The following is an 18076-nucleotide window of genomic DNA, read 5'->3' as shown; positions in this document are numbered from 1 at the left end:
AGTCGCCCCAAGGGTCGGCAAGCCGTCACGGCAACCACTCATGACCGACCCGGACAATGGGGATGAGGAGTAAGACGCGTGCGAACACGTCTGGCGATCAAACTGCACTCACTGCTCGAACGGCACTTTCCCGAACGCAGGGTCTTTCTGAAATCCGACAAGGACACGCGCTTTGTCCGGCTTAGCTCGGAAACCCAGGTACTGGCGGTTCTGGGCGTGGCGGTCATGGTCGGCTGGACGTCGGTGGCAACTGCGCTGTTGCTGATGGACAGCATCGGTTCGGGCAATTTCCGGGAACAGGCCAAACGCGATCAGGCGGTCTATCAGGAACGTCTGAACATTCTGTCCGCCGAACGGGACGCCCGCGCCCAAGAGGCGCTGGCCGCACATGAACGCTTCAATTCCGCGCTCGAGCGGATCTCGGCGATGCAGTCTGAACTGCTGGAATCCGAGAACCGCCGGCACGAGTTGGAAACAGGGATCGAGGTGATTCAGGCCACTCTGCGCGCCACCATGAAACAGCGCGAGGAGGCGCGCGCCGAACTGGCCGCGCTGAAACAGAAGGCCGACGACCCGGCCGTGGCCATGTTTGCATCGGCCGCCCCCGTTCAACTGGGATTCCTGTCCGAGGCCCTGGCCCGCACGGCCCAGCAGCGCGACCAGATCGCGTCCGATGCCCAGAGTGCGCTGGACCAGCGCGACGAGCTGGAACTTGAAATCCAGTTGATGCAGGAACGCAATGACGAGATCTTCCGCCAGTTGGAAGAGGCGATGCTGATCTCGGTCGAGCCGCTGGACAAGATGTTCCGACAGGCCGGCATGCCGACGGACCGCATCCTCGACGAGGTGCGGCGCGGCTACAGCGGCATCGGCGGGCCGTTGACTCCGATATCGTTCAGCACCCGCGGCGAGGAACTGTCGCCGGATGAAATCCGCGCCAACCGCCTGCTGGAACAGATGGACCAGTTGAACCTGTATCGCATCGCCGCTGAAAAGGCGCCCTTTGCCACGCCGATCCGTTCGTCCTTCCGGTTCACCAGCGGATACGGCTATCGCCGCGACCCAAAGACCGGTGGCCGCCGGATGCACAAGGGCACCGATTTCGCCGCCCCCAAGGGCACAAACATCTATGCGACCGCCGACGGCGTCGTGACCCATGCCGGCTGGCAATCGGGTTTCGGCAAGCTGGTCAAGATCAAGCACGCCTTCGGGATCGAAACCTATTACGCCCATAATTCGAACATCCGCGTGAAGGTCGGCCAAAGGGTCTCGCGCGGGGACCACATTGCTGATATGGGTAACACCGGACGGTCGACCGGAACGCATCTGCACTACGAAGTGCATGTGAACGGAAAACCCGTAAACCCCATGACCTACATCAAGGCTGCGAACAATGTTTTCTAAGAGCAAGATCAACGAGCCCGCACCCAAGGCATCCGAAACGGCGAAGCCCGCCGCTCCGGCCGCTCAGGCGACCCCTGCCCCGACCGAGCAGAAAGCGGCCGCAACCCCACCGAAACCCAAGCCGCCGGCTTCGGTTCTGTCGTCAGATCTGCACATCACCGGCAACATCAAGACCTCGGGCGACATCCAGGTCGAAGGCACCGTCGAAGGCGACATCCGTGCGCATCTGCTGACCATCGGCGAGACCGCGACGATCAAGGGCGAGGTGACTGCCGATGACGTGGTCATCAACGGCCGGATCGTAGGCCGCGTGCGCGGGCTGAAGGTGCGCCTGACCTCGACCGCGCGTGTCGAGGGCGACATTATCCACAAGACCATCGCAATCGAAAGCGGCGCGCATTTCGAGGGCTCGGTCCAGCGTCAGGACGACCCGCTGAACCCGGGCCGCAGCAGCAAGACCGGCGCCAACCCGGCCGCCGAAGTCAGCCAGTAAATCCGAAGAACCCAACGGTTCCGACCCAAACGCCGTGGCCCTGCCGCGGCGTTTTTTCGTGCGCGATGCCCCCGGAGCCGGTGGCCAATTAACACCAATACCGGACGGATATCGGGGCGGGATTCGAAATTTTCCTGATTTCGGCTACACTTGCCTCCGATGTATTTGGGAGATTTCACGATGCGAGCAAAATTGATGGCCGAGTTCTTCGGCACGTTCTGGCTGGTTCTTGGCGGGTGCGGCAGTGCGGTTCTGGCCGCGGGCGTAGCCGATGTCGGCATCGGCTGGCTGGGCGTTTCCTTCGCCTTCGGCCTTACGGTGCTGACGATGGCCTTTGCGGTAGGCCATATCTCGGGCGGGCATTTCAACCCGGCCGTCAGCCTGGGCCTGATGATCGGCGGACGCTTTCCAGCCAAGGATCTGTTGCCCTATTGGGCCGCGCAGGTGATCGGCGCCATACTGGCGGCTGCGGTTCTGCACCTGATCGTCAGCGGCGCGCCCGGGTTTTCCGGTGTCGGCAGTTTTGCCTCGAACGGTTATGGCGAAGCCTCGCCCGAGGGCTATTCGATGATGTCCGCCCTGGTGATCGAGATCGTCCTGACCGCCTTTTTCCTGATCATCATCCTGGGCGCCACGTCCGAAAAGGCGCCGGCCGGCTTCGCCCCCATCGCCATCGGGTTGGGGTTGACCCTGATCCACCTGATCTCGATCCCGGTCACCAATACGTCGGTGAACCCGGCGCGATCGACCGGCGTTGCGCTCTTCGCCGACGGGCCTGCGCTGGCCCAGCTGTGGCTGTTCTGGGTCGCCCCGCTGATCGGCGGCGCGGTGGGCGCGCTGATCTGGAACGCGATGGTGTCCGAGGACTGACGCCCGGCCTAGCGACCCGTCATCCAGATTCCGTCGGGCCAGAAGGCGTGGAAAGCAAAGGCGAACATCACGTCATGCACCACGTCCTGCCCGGCGGCATCAGTGACGCGGATCGAGCCGACGTCACGCCCCTTGGCGATGCGCCCGGCGTCCAGCGCCGAGGCCTGGCCGCTGCGCCACGAGATCGTCACGCCAGCCTCGGTCACCTGGCCTTGGCGGCGCAGGCGGGTCAGAGGCCAGGCCCGGTCGCCCACCCGCACCACACGTTCCAGAGGGTGAAGGCCATGTGGTGGCAGCGCTCCGTCATACAGGAACGGTTGGCGCGACGTGTCATAGCCGCGATAGGGGTTGCGGCCATAGTCGCGATTGTAGTCCGGTTCGGCCATCACCAGCCCATCGGGGTTGCGTTCGCGAAACTGCGCCCAGCTTTCCATCCACGCCGGAAGCGCCCGCAGCCGGGCTCCGGTCAGCCGCCCGACAATGGCCTCGCCCGTGGCCTGCTGCCACCAGCTTTCGGTTTCACGATCGTACATGACCATGTCCGAATGGCGCAGCTTGCCCGTGACGCCAAAACTGAGCACGCCTTGCTCCGTCCGCCGGTCGAACACCAGCGCCGAGTTGCACAGGGGGCAATAGGTGATCGCGACGGGCCGGTTGCCGATCCGGTCATTCACGATCTCGTGCCAGATCAGATAGCGGATCGGATAGGCCCTTGGACGCGCGCCGGGTAGCTCGACGGAGATGATCGGCTCGGCAGCGGCCAGTCCGGTATTCACGGACACCTCGACGAAAACGGGATCGCTGAGCGCCGGGATGCCATCCCTGGGCGGCCCGCCCGAGCGGATCTGGCTCCAGTCCTGTACCGAGGTCATCGCGAAATCGGTCCGAGGCCATTCACCGCGCCACAGATCGGGGTTTGCGGACGCAGCCGCCGCGCAGACCAGCAAAAGAGCGGATAGAAGGGATCGCATGAGGCACCTCTGGCTGTCTGCCATGGTGCGCGATGCGCGGACGGCGGGCCAAGCCCCCCGCACGGGGACGTGAACACCCGTGCGTCAAACCCGGCGCGGAATCCGCGCCGGGTGTCGAGGTCATTCGGTAACGGTGACCTTGGTCATCACATCGGGCTGGCCGATCACGGCGCCGTTCGGGCCGGTGCCGCGTTTGATGGCGTCCACCACGTCCATCCCACCGGTCACCTCGCCGACAACCGTGTACTGGCCGTTCAGCGACGGCGCCGGTGCGAACATGATGAAGAACTGCGAGTTGGCGCTGTTCGGGTCGCGCGCCCTCGCCATGCCGACGATGCCGCGCTCGTAGGGAACATCTGAGAATTCGGCCCGCAGGTCAGGACGATCGGACCCACCGGTGCCCGCACGGCGCATATCGCTGCCCAGCTTGCCGTATTCAACATCGCCGGTCTGCGCCATGAAACCGTCGATCACGCGGTGGAATACCACCCCGTCATACTTGCCCTCGGCGGCCAGAGCGGTGATCTGCTCGACATGCTTGGGCGCGACATCTTCGAACAGGTCGATGGTGATCGTGCCGTTGGCCTCGCCCTCGACTTCGATCTGCAGGCCCGTGGCCAGCGCCGGGCTGGCCAGCAAGGCAAAAACGGCGGCTAGCTTATACATCGGCGGCCACCTTGACGCTGATCATGCGGTCGGGGTTCGCGGGCGGCTCGCCGCGGGTGATGGCGTCGACATGCTCCATCCCCTCGATCACGCGGCCATAAACGGTGTATTGGCCGTTCAGAAAGTGGTTGTCCTTGAAGTTTATGAAGAACTGCGAGTTGGCCGAGTTCGGGTTTGCCGACCGGGCCGCGCCCAGCGTACCCCGGTCATGCGGCAGTTTCGAGAATTCCGCCGGAAGGTTCGGCAGTGACGACCCGCCGGTGCCCGCCATGCGGAGGTTGAAGCCGTCTTCCATGTCACCGTGCTGCACATCACCGGTCTGCGCCATGAAGCCGTCGATCACCCGGTGAAAGGCCACGTTGTCGTACTCGCCCGCGCGCGCCAGCTCTTTCATGCGCTCGCAATGCTGGGGTGCCACGTCGGGCAGCAGCTCGATGACGACCTTGCCATCCTTCAGCTCGATGATGATGGTGTTTTCGGGATCCTTGATCTCGGCCATGGGGCTCTCTCCTGTGGAAATGATTTGCGCAAATACCTATGCGCCGGACGCGGGAAAGCCAAGTGAAGCATTGACCTGTCGGCAAAATGCAGGAAAAGAACCGCTGACGTGTGGTGACAACGGCGAGGATGACACGATGGGCTGGAAAACGCTGGACGACATGGACCTGCAGGGCAAACGCGTGCTGGTGCGCGTGGATATCAACGTGCCTGTCGTCGACGGCGCGGTGACCGACGACACGCGCATCCAACGCATCGTGCCCACCGTGCGCGACATCCTGGCCAAGGGCGGCAAACCCATCCTGCTGGCCCATTTCGGGCGCCCCGGCGGCGAGCGGCGGCAGAACCTGTCGCTGAAACATCTGGTTCCCGCGCTGGAAGCGGCCTTTGGCACCAAGGTCCGTTTTGGCGAGGATTGCGTCGGATATGAGGCCGAGCTGGCCGTGGCCAACCAAGGCGAAGGCGAGGTCGTACTGCTGGAGAACACGCGGTTTCACGACGGCGAAACCAAGAACAGCGCCAAACTGGCCGAAGGGATGGCCAAGCTCGGCGATATCTATTGCAACGATGCCTTTTCCGCCGCGCACCGCGCCCATGCCTCGACCGAGGGGCTGGCACGGCTGCTGCCGGCCTGCGCCGGGCGCCTGATGCAGGCCGAGCTGAGCGCGCTTGAAGCCGCGTTGGGCAACCCTCAGCGTCCGGTCACCGCAGTGGTCGCCGGGGCCAAGGTCTCGACCAAGCTGGACCTGCTGGGCAATCTGATCGAGAAGGTCGACAACCTGATTATCGGCGGCGGCATGGCCAACACCTTCCTGCTGGCCAAAGGGTATGACGTTGGCAAATCGCTGGCCGAACACGCCATGACCGACACCGCGGCGCAGATCATGACCAAGGCCGAGGAAACCGGCTGCCGCATCATCCTGCCCAGCGACGTGGTCGTGGCCGAAAAGTTCGAGGCCCACGCCCCGCACAAGGTGGTGCCGGCCGATCAGTGCCCGGCCGATGCGATGATCCTGGACGCGGGGCCGGAAACCGTAGCCACGATCTGCAAGACCTTTGAAGATAGCAAAACACTGATCTGGAACGGCCCGTTGGGCGCTTTTGAGCTCGAGCCCTTCGACGCGGCCACCAACGCCGCCGCGCTGAAAGCGGCCGAGCTGACCCGCGCGGGCAAGCTGGTCTCGGTGGCCGGCGGCGGCGATACGGTCGCCGCGCTGAACGCGTCGGGCGCGGCGCATGATTTCACCTACATCTCGACCGCCGGTGGTGCGTTCCTTGAGTGGATGGAGGGCAAGACCCTACCCGGCGTCGCCGCCTTGGACCAATGATCCAAGGCCGGTGGCGCCCTGCCCGGCGAGGCGCCCTGTTTTTTTGAATCGCTGTCGAGATTTTCGCGTTTTCGGGGATTCACAAGCCGAATCACCTGTGACATAGTGCCGACAGATGCCCGGGAAACGGGCACGATTTTGAGGCAGTATTCATACGGCGGTAAACAGAGTGTCCCGTTCCAGTCGGCCCGGTTTGGGCACAGTCCTGTTCTTTTCAGTGGCGTTTTTGCTGGGTGTGTATTTCACCTTCGCCGCCGTACAGGGCGACTATGGCCTGCTCAGACGGGTCGAGATTGCGGCGGAACGGGATGCTCTGTCGCGCGACCTCGGCGGATTGAACGCCGAAATCGCGCGGATGGAGAACCTGACGCGCAGGCTTTCGGACACCTATCTTGACCTTGATCTTCTGGACGAACAGGCACGCTCGGTTCTGGGCATGATCCGCGCCGACGAAATCGTCATCCGCTGAATGCCAACTCCGGCTGTGGCACGGCGCGCGCCGAGACGCTGCGTCACATTTCCACTCGCCAGACTGCGCGAAATGCATTAAAAGATAGTTTAACGCTAAACTATCTTGCCGGAAGGGGGAGATCGCCACGATGGCTGCGCGAAAAACCACAAAGAAACCAAACGTTTCTGCGGAAGAACTCAAGACCTACTACCGCGAGATGTTGTTGATCCGCCGATTCGAAGAAAAGGCGGGGCAACTGTATGGGATGGGTCTGATCGGCGGTTTCTGCCACCTCTACATCGGTCAGGAAGCCGTCGTCGTGGGGCTCGAAGCCGCTGCCGAGGATGGCGACAAGCGCATCACCTCCTACCGCGACCACGGTCACATGCTGGCCTGCGGCATGGATCCGGGCGGCGTGATGGCCGAGCTTACCGGGCGCATCGGCGGTCTGTCCAAGGGCAAGGGCGGCTCGATGCACATGTTCTCGAAGGAAAAGCATTTCTATGGCGGCCACGGCATCGTGGGCGCGCAAGTACCTCTGGGGGCGGGTCTGGCCTTTGCCGATAAATACAAGGACAACGGCCGCGTGACCTTCACCTATTTCGGCGATGGCGCGGCGAACCAGGGCCAGGTCTACGAAACCTTCAACATGGCCGCCCTGTGGCAGCTACCGGTGGTCTTCGTGATCGAGAACAACCAGTACGCGATGGGAACGGCGCAGTCGCGCTCGACCTCGACCAAGGACATCTATCACCGCGGCGAGGCGTTCGGCATTCCCGGCGAAATCGTCAACGGCATGGACGTGCTGGCAGTGAAAGAGGCCGGAGAGAAAGCAGTGGCCCACTGCCGCGCAGGCAAGGGGCCCTATATCCTTGAGGTCAAGACCTACCGCTATCGCGGCCACTCGATGTCAGACCCGGCCAAGTATCGCACCCGCGAAGAAGTGCAGAAAGTGCGCGAACAGAGCGACCCGATCGAACATGTGCGCGAGCTGCTGCTATCGGGCAAGCACGCCACCGAGGATGACCTGAAGGCGATCGACAAGGAGATCAAGGAAGTCGTCAACAAGGCCGCCGAATTCTCCAAGGAAAGCCCCGAGCCGCCCGTCGAAGAGCTCTGGACCGACATCTACGCCTGAGAGGACGAACAAGACATGGCAACCGAAATTCTCATGCCCGCCCTTTCGCCGACCATGGAGGAAGGCACCCTGGCCAAATGGCTGGTCAAGGAAGGCGACACCGTAAGTTCCGGCGACATACTGGCCGAGATCGAGACCGACAAGGCCACGATGGAGTTCGAGGCCGTCGACGAAGGCATAATCGGCAAGATCCTGATCCCCGAGGGCACCGAAGGGGTCAAGGTCAATACACCCATCGCCGTGCTGGTCGAAGAGGGCGAAGACGTCTCCGCCCTGCCCGAGGCTGCCCCGGCAGCCGACGCGGGCAACGAGGCCGCCGCGCCTGCGGCGGTTGAGGCGTCCGCACCCACCCCTGCGGCGGCTCCTGCCGCGCCCGTCGTGGATCTGTCGCCCGATTGGCCAGCCGACGCGCCGATGAAACAACAGACTGTCCGCGAAGCTCTGCGCGACGCGATGGCAGAAGAGATGCGCGCCGACGAAGACGTCTACCTGATGGGCGAGGAAGTCGGCGAATACCAGGGCGCCTACAAGGTCTCTCAGGGTCTGCTGGACGAGTTCGGCGCAAAACGCGTGATTGATACGCCAATCACCGAGCATGGCTTTACAGGCATCGCCGTCGGCTCGGCCTTTGGCGGGCTGAAGCCGATCGTCGAGTTCATGACCTTCAACTTCGCCATGCAAGCGATCGACCAGATCATCAACTCGGCCGCCAAGACGCTGTACATGTCCGGCGGTCAGATGGGCTGTCCGATCGTGTTCCGCGGCCCCAACGGCGCCGCCGCGCGCGTGGCGGCCCAGCACAGCCAGGACTATGCCGCCTGGTACATGCAGATCCCCGGCCTGAAGGTGGTGATGCCCTATTCGGCAGCCGACGCCAAAGGCCTGCTGAAATCGGCCATCCGCGATCCCAACCCGGTCGTGTTCCTGGAAAACGAAATCCTCTATGGCCGCTCGTTCGACGTGCCGCAGGTCGATGACCTGACCGTGCCGCTGGGCAAAGCCCGCATCTGGCGCGAAGGCACCGACGTGACCATCGTCAGCTTCGGCATCGGCATGCAATACGCCTTGGAAGCTGCCGACAAGTTGGCCGAGGACGGCATCAGCGCCGAGGTGATCGACCTGCGCACCATCCGCCCGATGGACACCGGCGCGATCATCAACTCGGTGATGAAGACCAACCGTCTGGTCACGGTCGAGGAAGGCTGGCCCCAAGGGTCGGTCGGCAGCTACATCAGCTCGGTGGTGATGCAAGAGGCGTTCGACTATCTCGACGCGCCCGTCATCAACCTGACCGGCAAGGACGTACCCATGCCCTATGCCGCGAACCTGGAAAAACTGGCGCTGGTGACCACCGACGAGGTGATCGAAGCCGTCAAACAAGTGACCTATCGGTAAGGAGCGACTGACAGATGCCCACCGAAATTCTGATGCCCGCCCTTTCGCCGACCATGGAGGAAGGCACGCTCGCCAAATGGCTGGTCAAGGAAGGCGATACCGTCTCCTCGGGTGACCTGCTGGCCGAGATCGAGACCGACAAGGCCACGATGGAATTCGAAGCCGTCGACGAAGGCATCGTCGGCAAGATCCTGATCCCCGAAGGCACCGAGGGGGTCAAGGTCAACACCCCGATCGCCGTGCTGCTGGAAGAAGGCGAAAGCGCCGATGACATCGCCGCGGCCCCGGCCAAGGCGCCCGAGGCTGCGCCCGCAGCCGACGCGGGCAACGAGGCTGCCGCCCCCGCGGCATCCGAGGCGCCCGCCCCTGCCCCGGCTCCGGCGGCCCCGGTCAAAGCCGACGGCGGACGCATCTTCGCCTCTCCGCTGGCCCGCCGGATCGCCGCTCAGAAAGGGCTGGACCTGGCGCAGATCAAGGGCTCGGGCCCGCATGGCCGCATCGTCAAGGCGGATGTCGAAGCCGCAACCGCTGCTCCGGCCGCCGCTCCGGCTCCGGCAGCCGCCCCCAGCGCAGCGCCTGCACCCGCGGCGGCCCCCGCCGGCCCCTCGGCCGACATGGTGGCCCGCATGTACGAAGGCCGCGAGTACGAGGAGGTCAAGCTGGACGGCATGCGCAAGACCATCGCCGCCCGTCTGGCCGAGGCCAAGCAGACCATCCCGCATTTCTACCTGCGCCGCGACATCAAGCTGGACGCGCTGCTGAAATTCCGCAGCCAACTGAACAAGCAATTGGAAGCCCGCGGCGTGAAGCTGAGCGTCAACGACTTCATCATCAAGGCCGTCGCCAACGCGCTGCAGCAGGTACCGGAATGCAATGCCGTCTGGGCGGGCGACCGGGTGCTGCAACTGAAACCCTCGGACGTGGCCGTGGCCGTGGCGATCGAAGGCGGGCTGTTCACCCCGGTCCTGAAGGACGCCGACACCAAATCTCTGTCGGCGCTCTCGACCGAAATGAAGGACCTGGCCGCCCGCGCACGCGAGCGCAAGCTGGCCCCGCATGAATACCAGGGCGGCACCTTTGCGGTTTCGAACCTGGGCATGTATGGCATCGACAATTTCGACGCCATCGTGAACCCGCCGCATGCGGGCATCCTGGCCGTCGGCACCGGCGCCAAGAAGCCGGTTGTGGGCGAGGACGGCGAACTGACCGTGGCGACCGTCATGTCGGTCACTATGTCGGTGGATCACCGGGTGATCGACGGCGCGCTTGGGGCTCAATTGCTGCAGGCCATCGTGGACAACCTGGAAAACCCGATGGTCATGCTGGCCTGATCCACGCCGCAAGAATCAAAAAGCCGCCTCGGACCCCGAGGCGGCTTTTTTCGTGCCTGAGAAAAGGCTTACTGATCCTTGCCCAGCATGTGGTCCATCGAGATCGAGGGCTGGTCGCATCCGGCCTCGCCCACGATCTTGGCGGGGATTCCGGCTACGGTTTTGCAGGGCGGCACATCCTGCAGAACCACCGAACCGGCGGCGATACGGCTGCAATGGCCTACGCGGATATTGCCCAGAACCTTGGCGCCAGCGCCGATCAGAACGCCATCCTCGATCTTGGGATGGCGGTCCTCTTCCTCCTTGCCGGTCCCGCCAAGGGTCACCGAATGCAACATCGAGACGTTGTCGCCCACGACCGCGGTTTCACCGATCACGATGGAATGGGCGTGGTCGATCATGATGCCCTTGCCAATCTTCGCGGCGGGGTGGATGTCGACACCGAAAATCTCGGAACAGCGCATCTGCAGAAAATAGGCCAGATCGTGGCGCCCCTTGCGCCACAGCCAATGCGCTACCCGATACGCCTGCATGGCCTGGTAGCCCTTGAAATACAGAATCGGCTGCAGCAGGCGATGGCAGGCCGGATCCCGCTCGTACACGGCCATCAGGTCGGCCCGGGCGGCAGTAAGCAGGCTCTGGTCGTCAGCATAGGCCTCCTCGACGACTTCCCGCAGCACCATCATCGACATTTCGTTCGAGCACAGCTTGGCCGAAATCCGATATGACAAGGCGCGTTCCAGCGATTTGTGGTGCAGAATGCAGGCGTGCACCAGCCCGCCCATCAGCGGTTCTTTCTCGACGGCGGCTTGCGCCTCGGATGTGATCCGGTCCCAGACGGGATCGACCGGAGTGACTTGGGTGCGCGTTTCAAACATGGCTTTTGTTCCTTTTCTGCGCCTAGAATAGCCATCTAGGCCCAAAAAGGCCAAACGCAAACCCTTGATGTGCGACGCAACCGAAAATGAAGCAGGCGGAACTGAAGGAATTCGAAACACTGATCCGCGCCCGGTTGGCCGAATTGGAACAGAATTCCGAAGCCGGGAAACAGGCCCAGTCGGTCGTCCAGCTTGATCAGCAGGCGGTTGGGCGCCTCAGCCGGATGGACGCGCTGCAGAACCAGGCCATGGCCAAGGCCCAACAGACCCGGCGCGACCTTGAAGCCCGCCGGCTAAACGCCGCTCTGACGCGCATCTACGAGGGCGAATTCGGGTATTGCGAAGACTGTGGCGAGGCCATCGCGCGCGGGCGGCTGGAACTGGATCCCGCCGCCGGAAAATGCGTCAGCTGCGCGTCCGGCTGATCTGAAACCGGATCAGGTGGCGCAGAACCGTCTCGAAACACTGGCAGTAATCCGTGTCGTCGAAACCCGGTTCATCCGCCAGAGGTCGGCCACGCGCCGCCGCCATCAACGACCCGTTGCCGAACTGCGGATGCAGCCGCCCGGTGGCCGCGACATGCCGGTCGGCCAGCTCGGCCTCGATGAAAATGCGGGCACACAGGCGGTCCCTTTGGGGCGGCGGCGCGGTCAACAGAACCCGCGCCGCCGCGCTGATGTCTCCGTGCAGAACGGGGCGCATGGCCGACCTAGCCCACGGTCATTCGCGCCGCGGGGCCCGGGCCATAGCTGGCCGAAACCTGCGCGACCTCGACACCATAGGAACCGGTGACACCGTCGGCGGATTTCATCGTGGCCGTATAGGTCCAGGCTGGAGCAGAGACCACCTCTTCGCGCACCAACGCGCCACCGGCGCTGATGCGGATCAGATAGGCCTCGGCTTCCTCGCCCAAGGGCACCTCGAGAAAGCTCCAGTCGTCTCCGTCGATCCGGGTCCGGCGCACCCAGGTCAGATGGTCGTCGCCCGCCGAATTCCGGGCGCGCAGATGCACCGGCGCATAGGGGCGCAGCCCGTTGCCGTCAAAGGTTTCGACCCTGTGGGTGTAGGACTCGTCGTCGTAACCCCGCGTTGCCGGCCCGATCCGGAAGTGCCGCTCGACGCGGCGCTCGGTGCGGGCGAGACTGGCCTGATAAATGCGCTCGTCCAGCAAGACAAAGACCGAACCCACCGGCCAGTAGTCGGGCATCAGGGCATCGGTGCCCAACTGACCCCGCAACCGCCCCGACAGGTCGTAGACCCCGGGTTCCTGCAACTGCGCGTCGGCGAACTGGAACAGCTCCCAGTTACCGGCGGTGCCATCGCCGATGGCCGCCAGGTTCGCCCCGTTCAGCAAGGCAGCCCGCGACTGCGACTGCAGCACCCCGTCAATAAGCCTGACCCGCAAAGGGGCGCCTTCGTCCCAGACCCCGGCCGCGGCCCTGGGCAGTTGGGTTTCGGTAAATCCGATCACGGCCTGCCCCGACAGAACATCCCGCAATTCGTACCCCTCATCCCGGTCCGAGGCATAGACGGCAACGCTGCCCGGCCAGGGGTCGGCCGTCGCCGCAATATACGGAGCGTGGGGCCTTTCCGCACCGGTGATCAGCGGCAGATCCAGGAAATAGAACAGAACCGGCACCGGCGCGGCATAGGGCTTGGCGCTGCCGCCGTCATCTTCCATGTCTGGCCGGTCATAGACCGCCGGCTCGATCCGGACCGCGTCCACCAACTGCAGGTCGGCCTGCTCGACCCGGTCGATGCGATACAGGGCCTTCGACGCCGCATTTGCCGAAGGTAGGCGCACCACGTCTCCGGCGCCCAGATGCAACAGTGATGGCGGCAGCGCAAACCGAGCCGTGTCGCGCGACACGCGTGCCTCGGAAAGCCACCGTTCGACGGTCTGTCGCCCCTCGCCCCGGGTCATCGACAAGGGCATTTCATTCACGGCCACCGAGTGGGTCCGGTCATCGGGCATTACCGCCTCTTCCGACACCAGGTCGTGGTCGGAATCCGACTGCACGAACCGCAGACGCACGCGGCCCGCCATTTCCGCTTCGGCCTCGCGCTGGTACTGCACGCGCCCTTCGATCTCGGGGCTTTCCGCGATCTGGTCCAGTTCAAGGTCGTGTGGATGCCGACCCTCGCGCATACGGAACACCAGCATCCCGTCGCGCTCGACCGCGTCGAACCCATAGCGCAGCATGAGCGGCTGCAAGGCCGAGCGCGCGTCCGACACGTCTTCGACCGCATAGCCCCGCACGACGCCGTAGAGGCCCGACACATCAATGTCGGTCACCCCTGCACCATGGCAGATTTCGGTCACGACCGAGGCCAGAGTGCGCGAACCGGATCGCCCGTTCAGCCAGTGACCGCGCGCATAGTTGGCCCCATCGCTCCATTGCGAGCGCAGATTCGGAAAGGTCGGATAGGGCCGCGCATCCCAGGCCCAGACAAAGGCATTCGACACATCCACCATCGGCCCGCCATAGATCTCGGAGACCGGGTTCACCTGCGGGTCCGCCCAATAGCCCAGGGTAGCCTTGAGGTACTGGATCTGGATGAAGTCATCGCGCAACCCGCTCGAGAACCTGGGCAGGTCCGATTCCGAGGATTTCGGATCGACGAACTTGTTGGGCTGGTTGGTTCCCTTGTCGATGGCCGCGCAGCCCAGTTCGGTGAACCAGATGGGCTTTGACCCGGGCACCCATGCGGTGGGCGCCGGCTGCCGCACCCCGCCGATGCGTTCGTGATGCGGGTTCGACCACCAGTTCCGGATGTCCTTGTACCGCCAGACCCACGGCTCGCCGTGTTCGGCATCCTCGATCGGGGTCCGGATCTGGGCGTCACGCTCCTCCGGCGAGGCATAGTACCAGTCATAGCCCTCGCCGCCTTCGATGTTGGCGCGCAGATACCCAAGGTCATAGATCGACCGCGCACCGGATTTGACGTCAAGATGCCCGTCGCCGTCGCGCCAGTCCGAAATCGGCATGTAGTTGTCGATCCCGACAAAGTCGATGTTGTCGTCGGCCCACAGGGGATCCAGGTGGAAATACCGGTCTCCGCTGCCATCGCTCGGTTGATAGCCGAAATACTCGGACCAGTCGGCCGCATAGCCGATCCGGGTCTGCGGCCCCAGAATCTGGCGCACTTCGGCCGCCAGGGTCCGCAGCCGGGCCACGGCCGGAAACCCTGACGCGCCGCGGATCTGCGTCAGTCCCCGCATCTCGGACCCGATGCAGAACGAGTCGACCCCCCCGGCCGCCTTGCACAGGGCGGCATAGTGCAGGATGAAGCGCGCAAGCCCCCATTCCTGCGGCCCCGAATAGGTGACGGTGCCTACGCCAATTGTGAAATCCGACGCCCTGGCCGCGCCAAAGAAGCTGGCCACCTGCGCATCGGCCTGGGCCGTTCCGTCCACAGACCCGTCCCGACCCGGCGCAACGTCCAACGTGATCCGCCCGCGCCACGGCAGATGTGGCTGATCGCCCGCACTGGACCACGGGTCCGGCAGGCCGTTCCCCGGCAGTTGATCCATCAGGATGAACGGATAGAACATGACCCGCTTGCCCGTGGCCTTCAGGTGCGCGATGGCTTCGTTGACCGACTCATCCGCCGGGGTCCCACCATAAACCGACCGGCCGTCAATCTCCTTGACGACCGCAGCCGCGCTGCGAGCAACCCCGGCCACGTTCCACGGCATGTTCTTGCCATCGACATCCCGTCGCAGAACCTTGGGCCGAATGCTGCACTGGCCGCACCGCAGATCATCCCCGAACCACGACACGACCAACGAGGCTGCCTCGCAAGCGGGCAATTCCCGGCGCATTGCCCGCAGCGAGTCGACCAGATCCGGCTGGCCGGACGGCGCGTTGACATTCGCGGCCCAGGTCCGCCCCTGCCCTTTGCCATAGTTCACCTGGCGGCTGGCAAGCGTGTATTCGCCCGTGCCCGGCATCAGGGCCACGCCCTTCACGATCCGTTGCAGCTCGCTCTCATAGTTCGGCATGTCCTCCTGATCGAGGCGGATCACCTCGAACGAGAACTGCGGCACGCGGTTGCCGAATCTGCCGAGTTGCAGGTCCTCGATCACCACATAAGCCGTGCCGCGATAAGCCGGCACGTTGCCCGTGCCCTCGATCGATTCAATCAACGGGTCGGGCAGTTGAGTATCCGTCCCCCGATAGATCCGCATGTTCACGCTGGTGCGCTCGATTTCCTCACCATCGGCCCAAATGCGCGAAACGTCGGCGATTTTGCCTGCCCCGACCGCAATCGCCAGCGACACCGAGTAGCTGTAACTGTGGGTGGTCGTCGTCACTTCGGCGGGTTTGGGCGTGCCCTTGCCGCCCCCGGCAGACTGCGTCGTGGTCGTGGTCGACCGCGTCTCCAGAAAATCCGAAGCCCAGATGACCTGCCCGCCCACGCGCATCCGGCCGAAAACGGTGGCCAGGGGCGCGCCTTCGCCGGTCTCGGTCAGGCGGAAGCGGTCCAGCCGCCCGGTCTCGACCACTTCGCTGCCGCTTCCCATCACCGATTGGCTCATCAGGCGCTGGTCGATCACACGGCCCAGCGTGGCGCCGATGGCACGGCCGACGATCGCCGTGGACAGGCCGGCCACCGTTCCGCCGATGGACCCGCCCAGCGCGGCCCCGGCCGCCGATAACAGAATGGTCGCCATCAGGTGTCCTCCAAAGGAAAATCAAAACAGGCGACCACCCGGCGGCGCCAAGGATCGCTCAGAGCGTTTTCAACCACCCCATGCCCTGAATAGGCATGGATGAAGCGCGGGACCGGGCCGGTCTCGCTGACGATGCCCAGATGCTTGGCAACGCCTCGGTCGCGCATGCGGAACAGCAGCACCGCTCCGATGGCCAGGCTAAGGTCAGGACGTTCGATCAGGTGGCGTTGGGCAGCCACCCACATCCGCTCCTCGCCCTGTAGCTCGGACCAGTCCTGGCTGTAGGCCGGTACTGCTTCGGGCTCGTCCCCGATTGCGGCGCGCCACACGCCACGCAGCAACCCAAGGCAGTCGGTACCCGCCCCCCTGACCGAGGCCTGGTGGACATACGGTGTCCCCAACCAGCGGCGCGCTTCGCTTACGATGTCATGTCGGGTCGGCATCACCGTCGGCTCCCTCCTTTGTACGGTTTTCCTTTCTTGGGCACGGCCATCACCCAGTCTTCGCCTGGCAGGTCGGGAAATCCCTGAAAGTTCAGAAGATTGTCGAATTTCAACCGGCAGGTTCTCATCCGTTTGTCGCAACCCGCCGTCAGCCGGACGCGATCACCGGCTGAAAGGCGCCCACCGATCCCGGACCACAGCATAACCTCGCGCCCACCCGAGACCGGCCGATCCGTCTTGATCGTCGCCCACAGCCCTTGCGATGCGCCGCTCAGCACATCCAGCCGGCCCCGATCGAACCAGCCCGCGTCAATCTCCTCGGCCCCTTCCAGGCGCAAGACCGGGCCGTCGCCGACCGCGGCGATCGCGACCTCAGCCCAATAACCGGGCGTGGTCGTGTCGAACTTGCAGGCCTTGTCGCCCAAAATCGCGGTGCAGGGTTTTTGGTAGATCCGCCCCAATGGCCGGTTCAGCCGGTCGGTCAGCCCCCGTAATTCGGCATGAAACGCGCGCCCGGCCCTCCGCAACTCGCCGATCGAGCCGCGAAACTGCAGCATCCGCTGGTCCGGCGCGGCCCAGTTGACCAGCCAGGCCCGCACCTCGGCGCCGTCGAACCGGCCGGCCTCGATATCTTCGTCGCGCACGGCCGCATCGGTCAGGGCGCCCATGGCCTCGGAATTGTCGATCGACAGGCCCGTTGCCTGTTCGATCGCCGAGGCCGTCAGACCGGAGCTTGCCTTGAACACCAGTCCGTCAAAGGCCAATTCGCGGTCATGGTCGGTGAACCCGAAGGACACGCCATCGGTTCGAGTGATCGCCCAACAGCGGCAGACCGTAGTCATGCCGGACTGAAGATGGGTCAGCAATGCCTGCTTGTCGCCGCTCATCAGACCCGCACCTCCACCACCGGAACATTGGGTACGTCGCCTGCCTGAAAGCTGGCCACGCTGACCTGGATCCTGTCGGTGTCGAAGCGCACCGGCACGTCGAACTCGAACCCGGCGGTCACTTCGACCCCCTCGGCCGGCGGGACCGCGAATTGAATCAGACCGCGATTCAGGTCCACCTCGAAATCCACGCCCTCTCGGGCCTCGTCCTGATCGAGCCCCACCTTGACCGTACCCAGCACCGGCTTGACGATGGGCCTGACATAGCTGACCCCACCCGAGGCATAGGTCTTGACCAGTTGGAACACGGTCGTGACCCCGTCTCCTTGACCGATCACCTGGTCGCCCATGTCGACCTCGGCAGTGGCGGCGCAGGACTTGTAGTCCGACCAGTCCTTCCAGCGGAACCCGTACATCTGACCCTGACGCGCTTCGAAAAAGGCGATCAGCGTCTGGATGTCGTCCAGCGACCGCATCCCCAAACCGGCGTCATAACGCCGCCGCGAATGCGCCCAGGGCGTGTTGCGTTCTTCGAACCCGTTGGCCAGAGTCACGATATCCGTGCGCCGCTCGGGTCCGCCGACCGAGCCGAAACTCAGGCTGGCGGGAAATCTGATTTCGTGGAAATTCATGTCCTGCTCCCCA

Annotated in this window: 18 protein-coding genes; 9 read left to right on the top strand and 9 right to left on the bottom strand. The window is 64.2% G+C overall.

Features of this window, described 5'->3' with window-relative positions; translation table 11 throughout:
• The first annotated feature begins 78 nt into the window (after positions 1-78).
• The 3 genes from AC2FMM_RS05845 to aqpZ all read left to right on the top strand — a co-directional run bounded on the left by AC2FMM_RS05845 (position 79) and on the right by aqpZ (position 2767).
• On the top strand, positions 79-1404 hold the full coding sequence (locus tag AC2FMM_RS05845) for a DUF5930 domain-containing protein (RefSeq protein ID WP_496681160.1): 1326 nt from the start codon (positions 79-81) through the stop codon (positions 1402-1404).
• Positions 1394-1897 (top strand): bactofilin family protein, encoded by a 504-nt coding sequence (locus AC2FMM_RS05840; RefSeq protein WP_496681152.1) that lies wholly within the window; start codon positions 1394-1396, stop codon positions 1895-1897. The genes AC2FMM_RS05845 and AC2FMM_RS05840 overlap by 11 nt, the downstream gene beginning before the upstream one ends.
• A 180-nt stretch (positions 1898-2077) precedes the next feature.
• On the top strand, positions 2078-2767 hold the full coding sequence (gene aqpZ, locus AC2FMM_RS05835) for an aquaporin Z (protein ID WP_496796043.1): 690 nt from the start codon (positions 2078-2080) through the stop codon (positions 2765-2767).
• An 8-nt stretch (positions 2768-2775) separates the two neighbouring features.
• Here aqpZ and AC2FMM_RS05830 read toward each other — a convergent pair whose 3' ends face one another.
• The 3 genes from AC2FMM_RS05830 to AC2FMM_RS05820 form a co-directional block, all read right to left on the bottom strand.
• Positions 2776-3738 carry a DUF3179 domain-containing protein gene (locus AC2FMM_RS05830; protein WP_496796042.1) on the bottom strand — a complete coding sequence of 321 codons (963 nt, stop codon included), beginning with the start codon at positions 3736-3738 and terminating at the stop codon, positions 2776-2778.
• A 120-nt stretch (positions 3739-3858) separates the two neighbouring features.
• Positions 3859-4404, bottom strand: coding sequence for a peptidylprolyl isomerase (locus AC2FMM_RS05825; RefSeq protein ID WP_496711461.1), 546 nt, complete (start codon positions 4402-4404; stop codon positions 3859-3861).
• Positions 4397-4903, bottom strand: a complete 507-nt coding sequence (locus AC2FMM_RS05820) for a peptidylprolyl isomerase (protein ID WP_496681145.1) — start codon at positions 4901-4903, stop codon at positions 4397-4399. Before AC2FMM_RS05820 ends, AC2FMM_RS05825 begins: the two co-directional genes overlap by 8 nt.
• A gap of 136 nt (positions 4904-5039) precedes the next feature.
• Between AC2FMM_RS05820 and AC2FMM_RS05815 the strand changes: the two genes are divergently transcribed.
• The 5 genes from AC2FMM_RS05815 (at position 5040) to AC2FMM_RS05795 (ending at position 10545) form a co-directional block, all read left to right on the top strand.
• A complete protein-coding gene (locus AC2FMM_RS05815) occupies positions 5040-6230 on the top strand; it encodes a phosphoglycerate kinase (RefSeq protein WP_496796041.1) in 1191 nt (396 codons plus the stop codon).
• 169 nt (positions 6231-6399) lie between these two features.
• The gene (locus AC2FMM_RS05810; RefSeq protein WP_496681140.1) at positions 6400-6699 is read left to right on the top strand and encodes an FtsB family cell division protein; all 300 of its coding nucleotides are present in this window, start codon (positions 6400-6402) and stop codon (positions 6697-6699) included.
• Between the two features lie 130 nt (positions 6700-6829).
• The gene (gene pdhA, locus AC2FMM_RS05805; protein ID WP_496681139.1) at positions 6830-7819 is read left to right on the top strand and encodes a pyruvate dehydrogenase (acetyl-transferring) E1 component subunit alpha; all 990 of its coding nucleotides are present in this window, start codon (positions 6830-6832) and stop codon (positions 7817-7819) included.
• Positions 7820-7834: 15 nt separating this feature from the next.
• Complete coding sequence (locus AC2FMM_RS05800) at positions 7835-9214, top strand: pyruvate dehydrogenase complex E1 component subunit beta (RefSeq protein ID WP_496796040.1); 1380 nt, start codon at positions 7835-7837, stop codon at positions 9212-9214.
• A 14-nt stretch (positions 9215-9228) separates the two neighbouring features.
• The gene (locus tag AC2FMM_RS05795) at positions 9229-10545 is read left to right on the top strand and encodes a pyruvate dehydrogenase complex dihydrolipoamide acetyltransferase (protein WP_496711458.1); all 1317 of its coding nucleotides are present in this window, start codon (positions 9229-9231) and stop codon (positions 10543-10545) included.
• Between the two features lie 68 nt (positions 10546-10613).
• Here the strand turns inward: AC2FMM_RS05795 and cysE are convergent, their stop codons facing one another.
• On the bottom strand, positions 10614-11423 hold the full coding sequence (cysE, locus tag AC2FMM_RS05790; RefSeq protein ID WP_496681130.1) for a serine O-acetyltransferase: 810 nt from the start codon (positions 11421-11423) through the stop codon (positions 10614-10616).
• 86 nt (positions 11424-11509) lie between these two features.
• Here cysE and AC2FMM_RS05785 point away from each other — a divergent pair, with 86 nt between their 5' ends.
• Positions 11510-11848 carry a TraR/DksA family transcriptional regulator gene (locus AC2FMM_RS05785; RefSeq protein WP_496711457.1) on the top strand — a complete coding sequence of 113 codons (339 nt, stop codon included), beginning with the start codon at positions 11510-11512 and terminating at the stop codon, positions 11846-11848.
• Here the strand turns inward: AC2FMM_RS05785 and AC2FMM_RS05780 are convergent.
• From AC2FMM_RS05780 to AC2FMM_RS05760, 5 genes are read right to left on the bottom strand one after another with little or no spacing between them, the layout of a single operon-like run.
• Positions 11829-12125, bottom strand: coding sequence for a DUF7742 family protein (locus AC2FMM_RS05780; protein WP_496796039.1), 297 nt, complete (start codon positions 12123-12125; stop codon positions 11829-11831). The two genes, AC2FMM_RS05785 and AC2FMM_RS05780, sit on opposite strands and share 20 nt — an antisense overlap.
• 7 nt (positions 12126-12132) lie before the next feature.
• Entirely contained in the window at positions 12133-16101 is a 3969-nt protein-coding gene (locus AC2FMM_RS05775) for a baseplate multidomain protein megatron (protein ID WP_496796038.1), read from the bottom strand.
• Positions 16101-16544 (bottom strand): C40 family peptidase, encoded by a 444-nt coding sequence (locus AC2FMM_RS05770; RefSeq protein ID WP_496711454.1) that lies wholly within the window; start codon positions 16542-16544, stop codon positions 16101-16103. Before AC2FMM_RS05770 ends, AC2FMM_RS05775 begins: the two co-directional genes overlap by 1 nt.
• Positions 16544-17431 carry a phage/gene transfer agent baseplate hub protein gene (locus AC2FMM_RS05765; RefSeq protein WP_496686471.1) on the bottom strand — a complete coding sequence of 296 codons (888 nt, stop codon included), beginning with the start codon at positions 17429-17431 and terminating at the stop codon, positions 16544-16546. Before AC2FMM_RS05765 ends, AC2FMM_RS05770 begins: the two co-directional genes overlap by 1 nt.
• A complete protein-coding gene (locus AC2FMM_RS05760) occupies positions 17431-18063 on the bottom strand; it encodes a phage distal tail protein, Rcc01695 family (protein ID WP_496740788.1) in 633 nt (210 codons plus the stop codon). The genes AC2FMM_RS05765 and AC2FMM_RS05760 overlap by 1 nt, the downstream gene beginning before the upstream one ends.
• Between the last annotated feature and the right edge of the window lie 13 nt (positions 18064-18076).

It is taken from the genome of Ruegeria sp. BHSC043, assembly GCF_059612985.1.
This window is presented reverse-complemented; position numbering and strand designations above follow the sequence as displayed.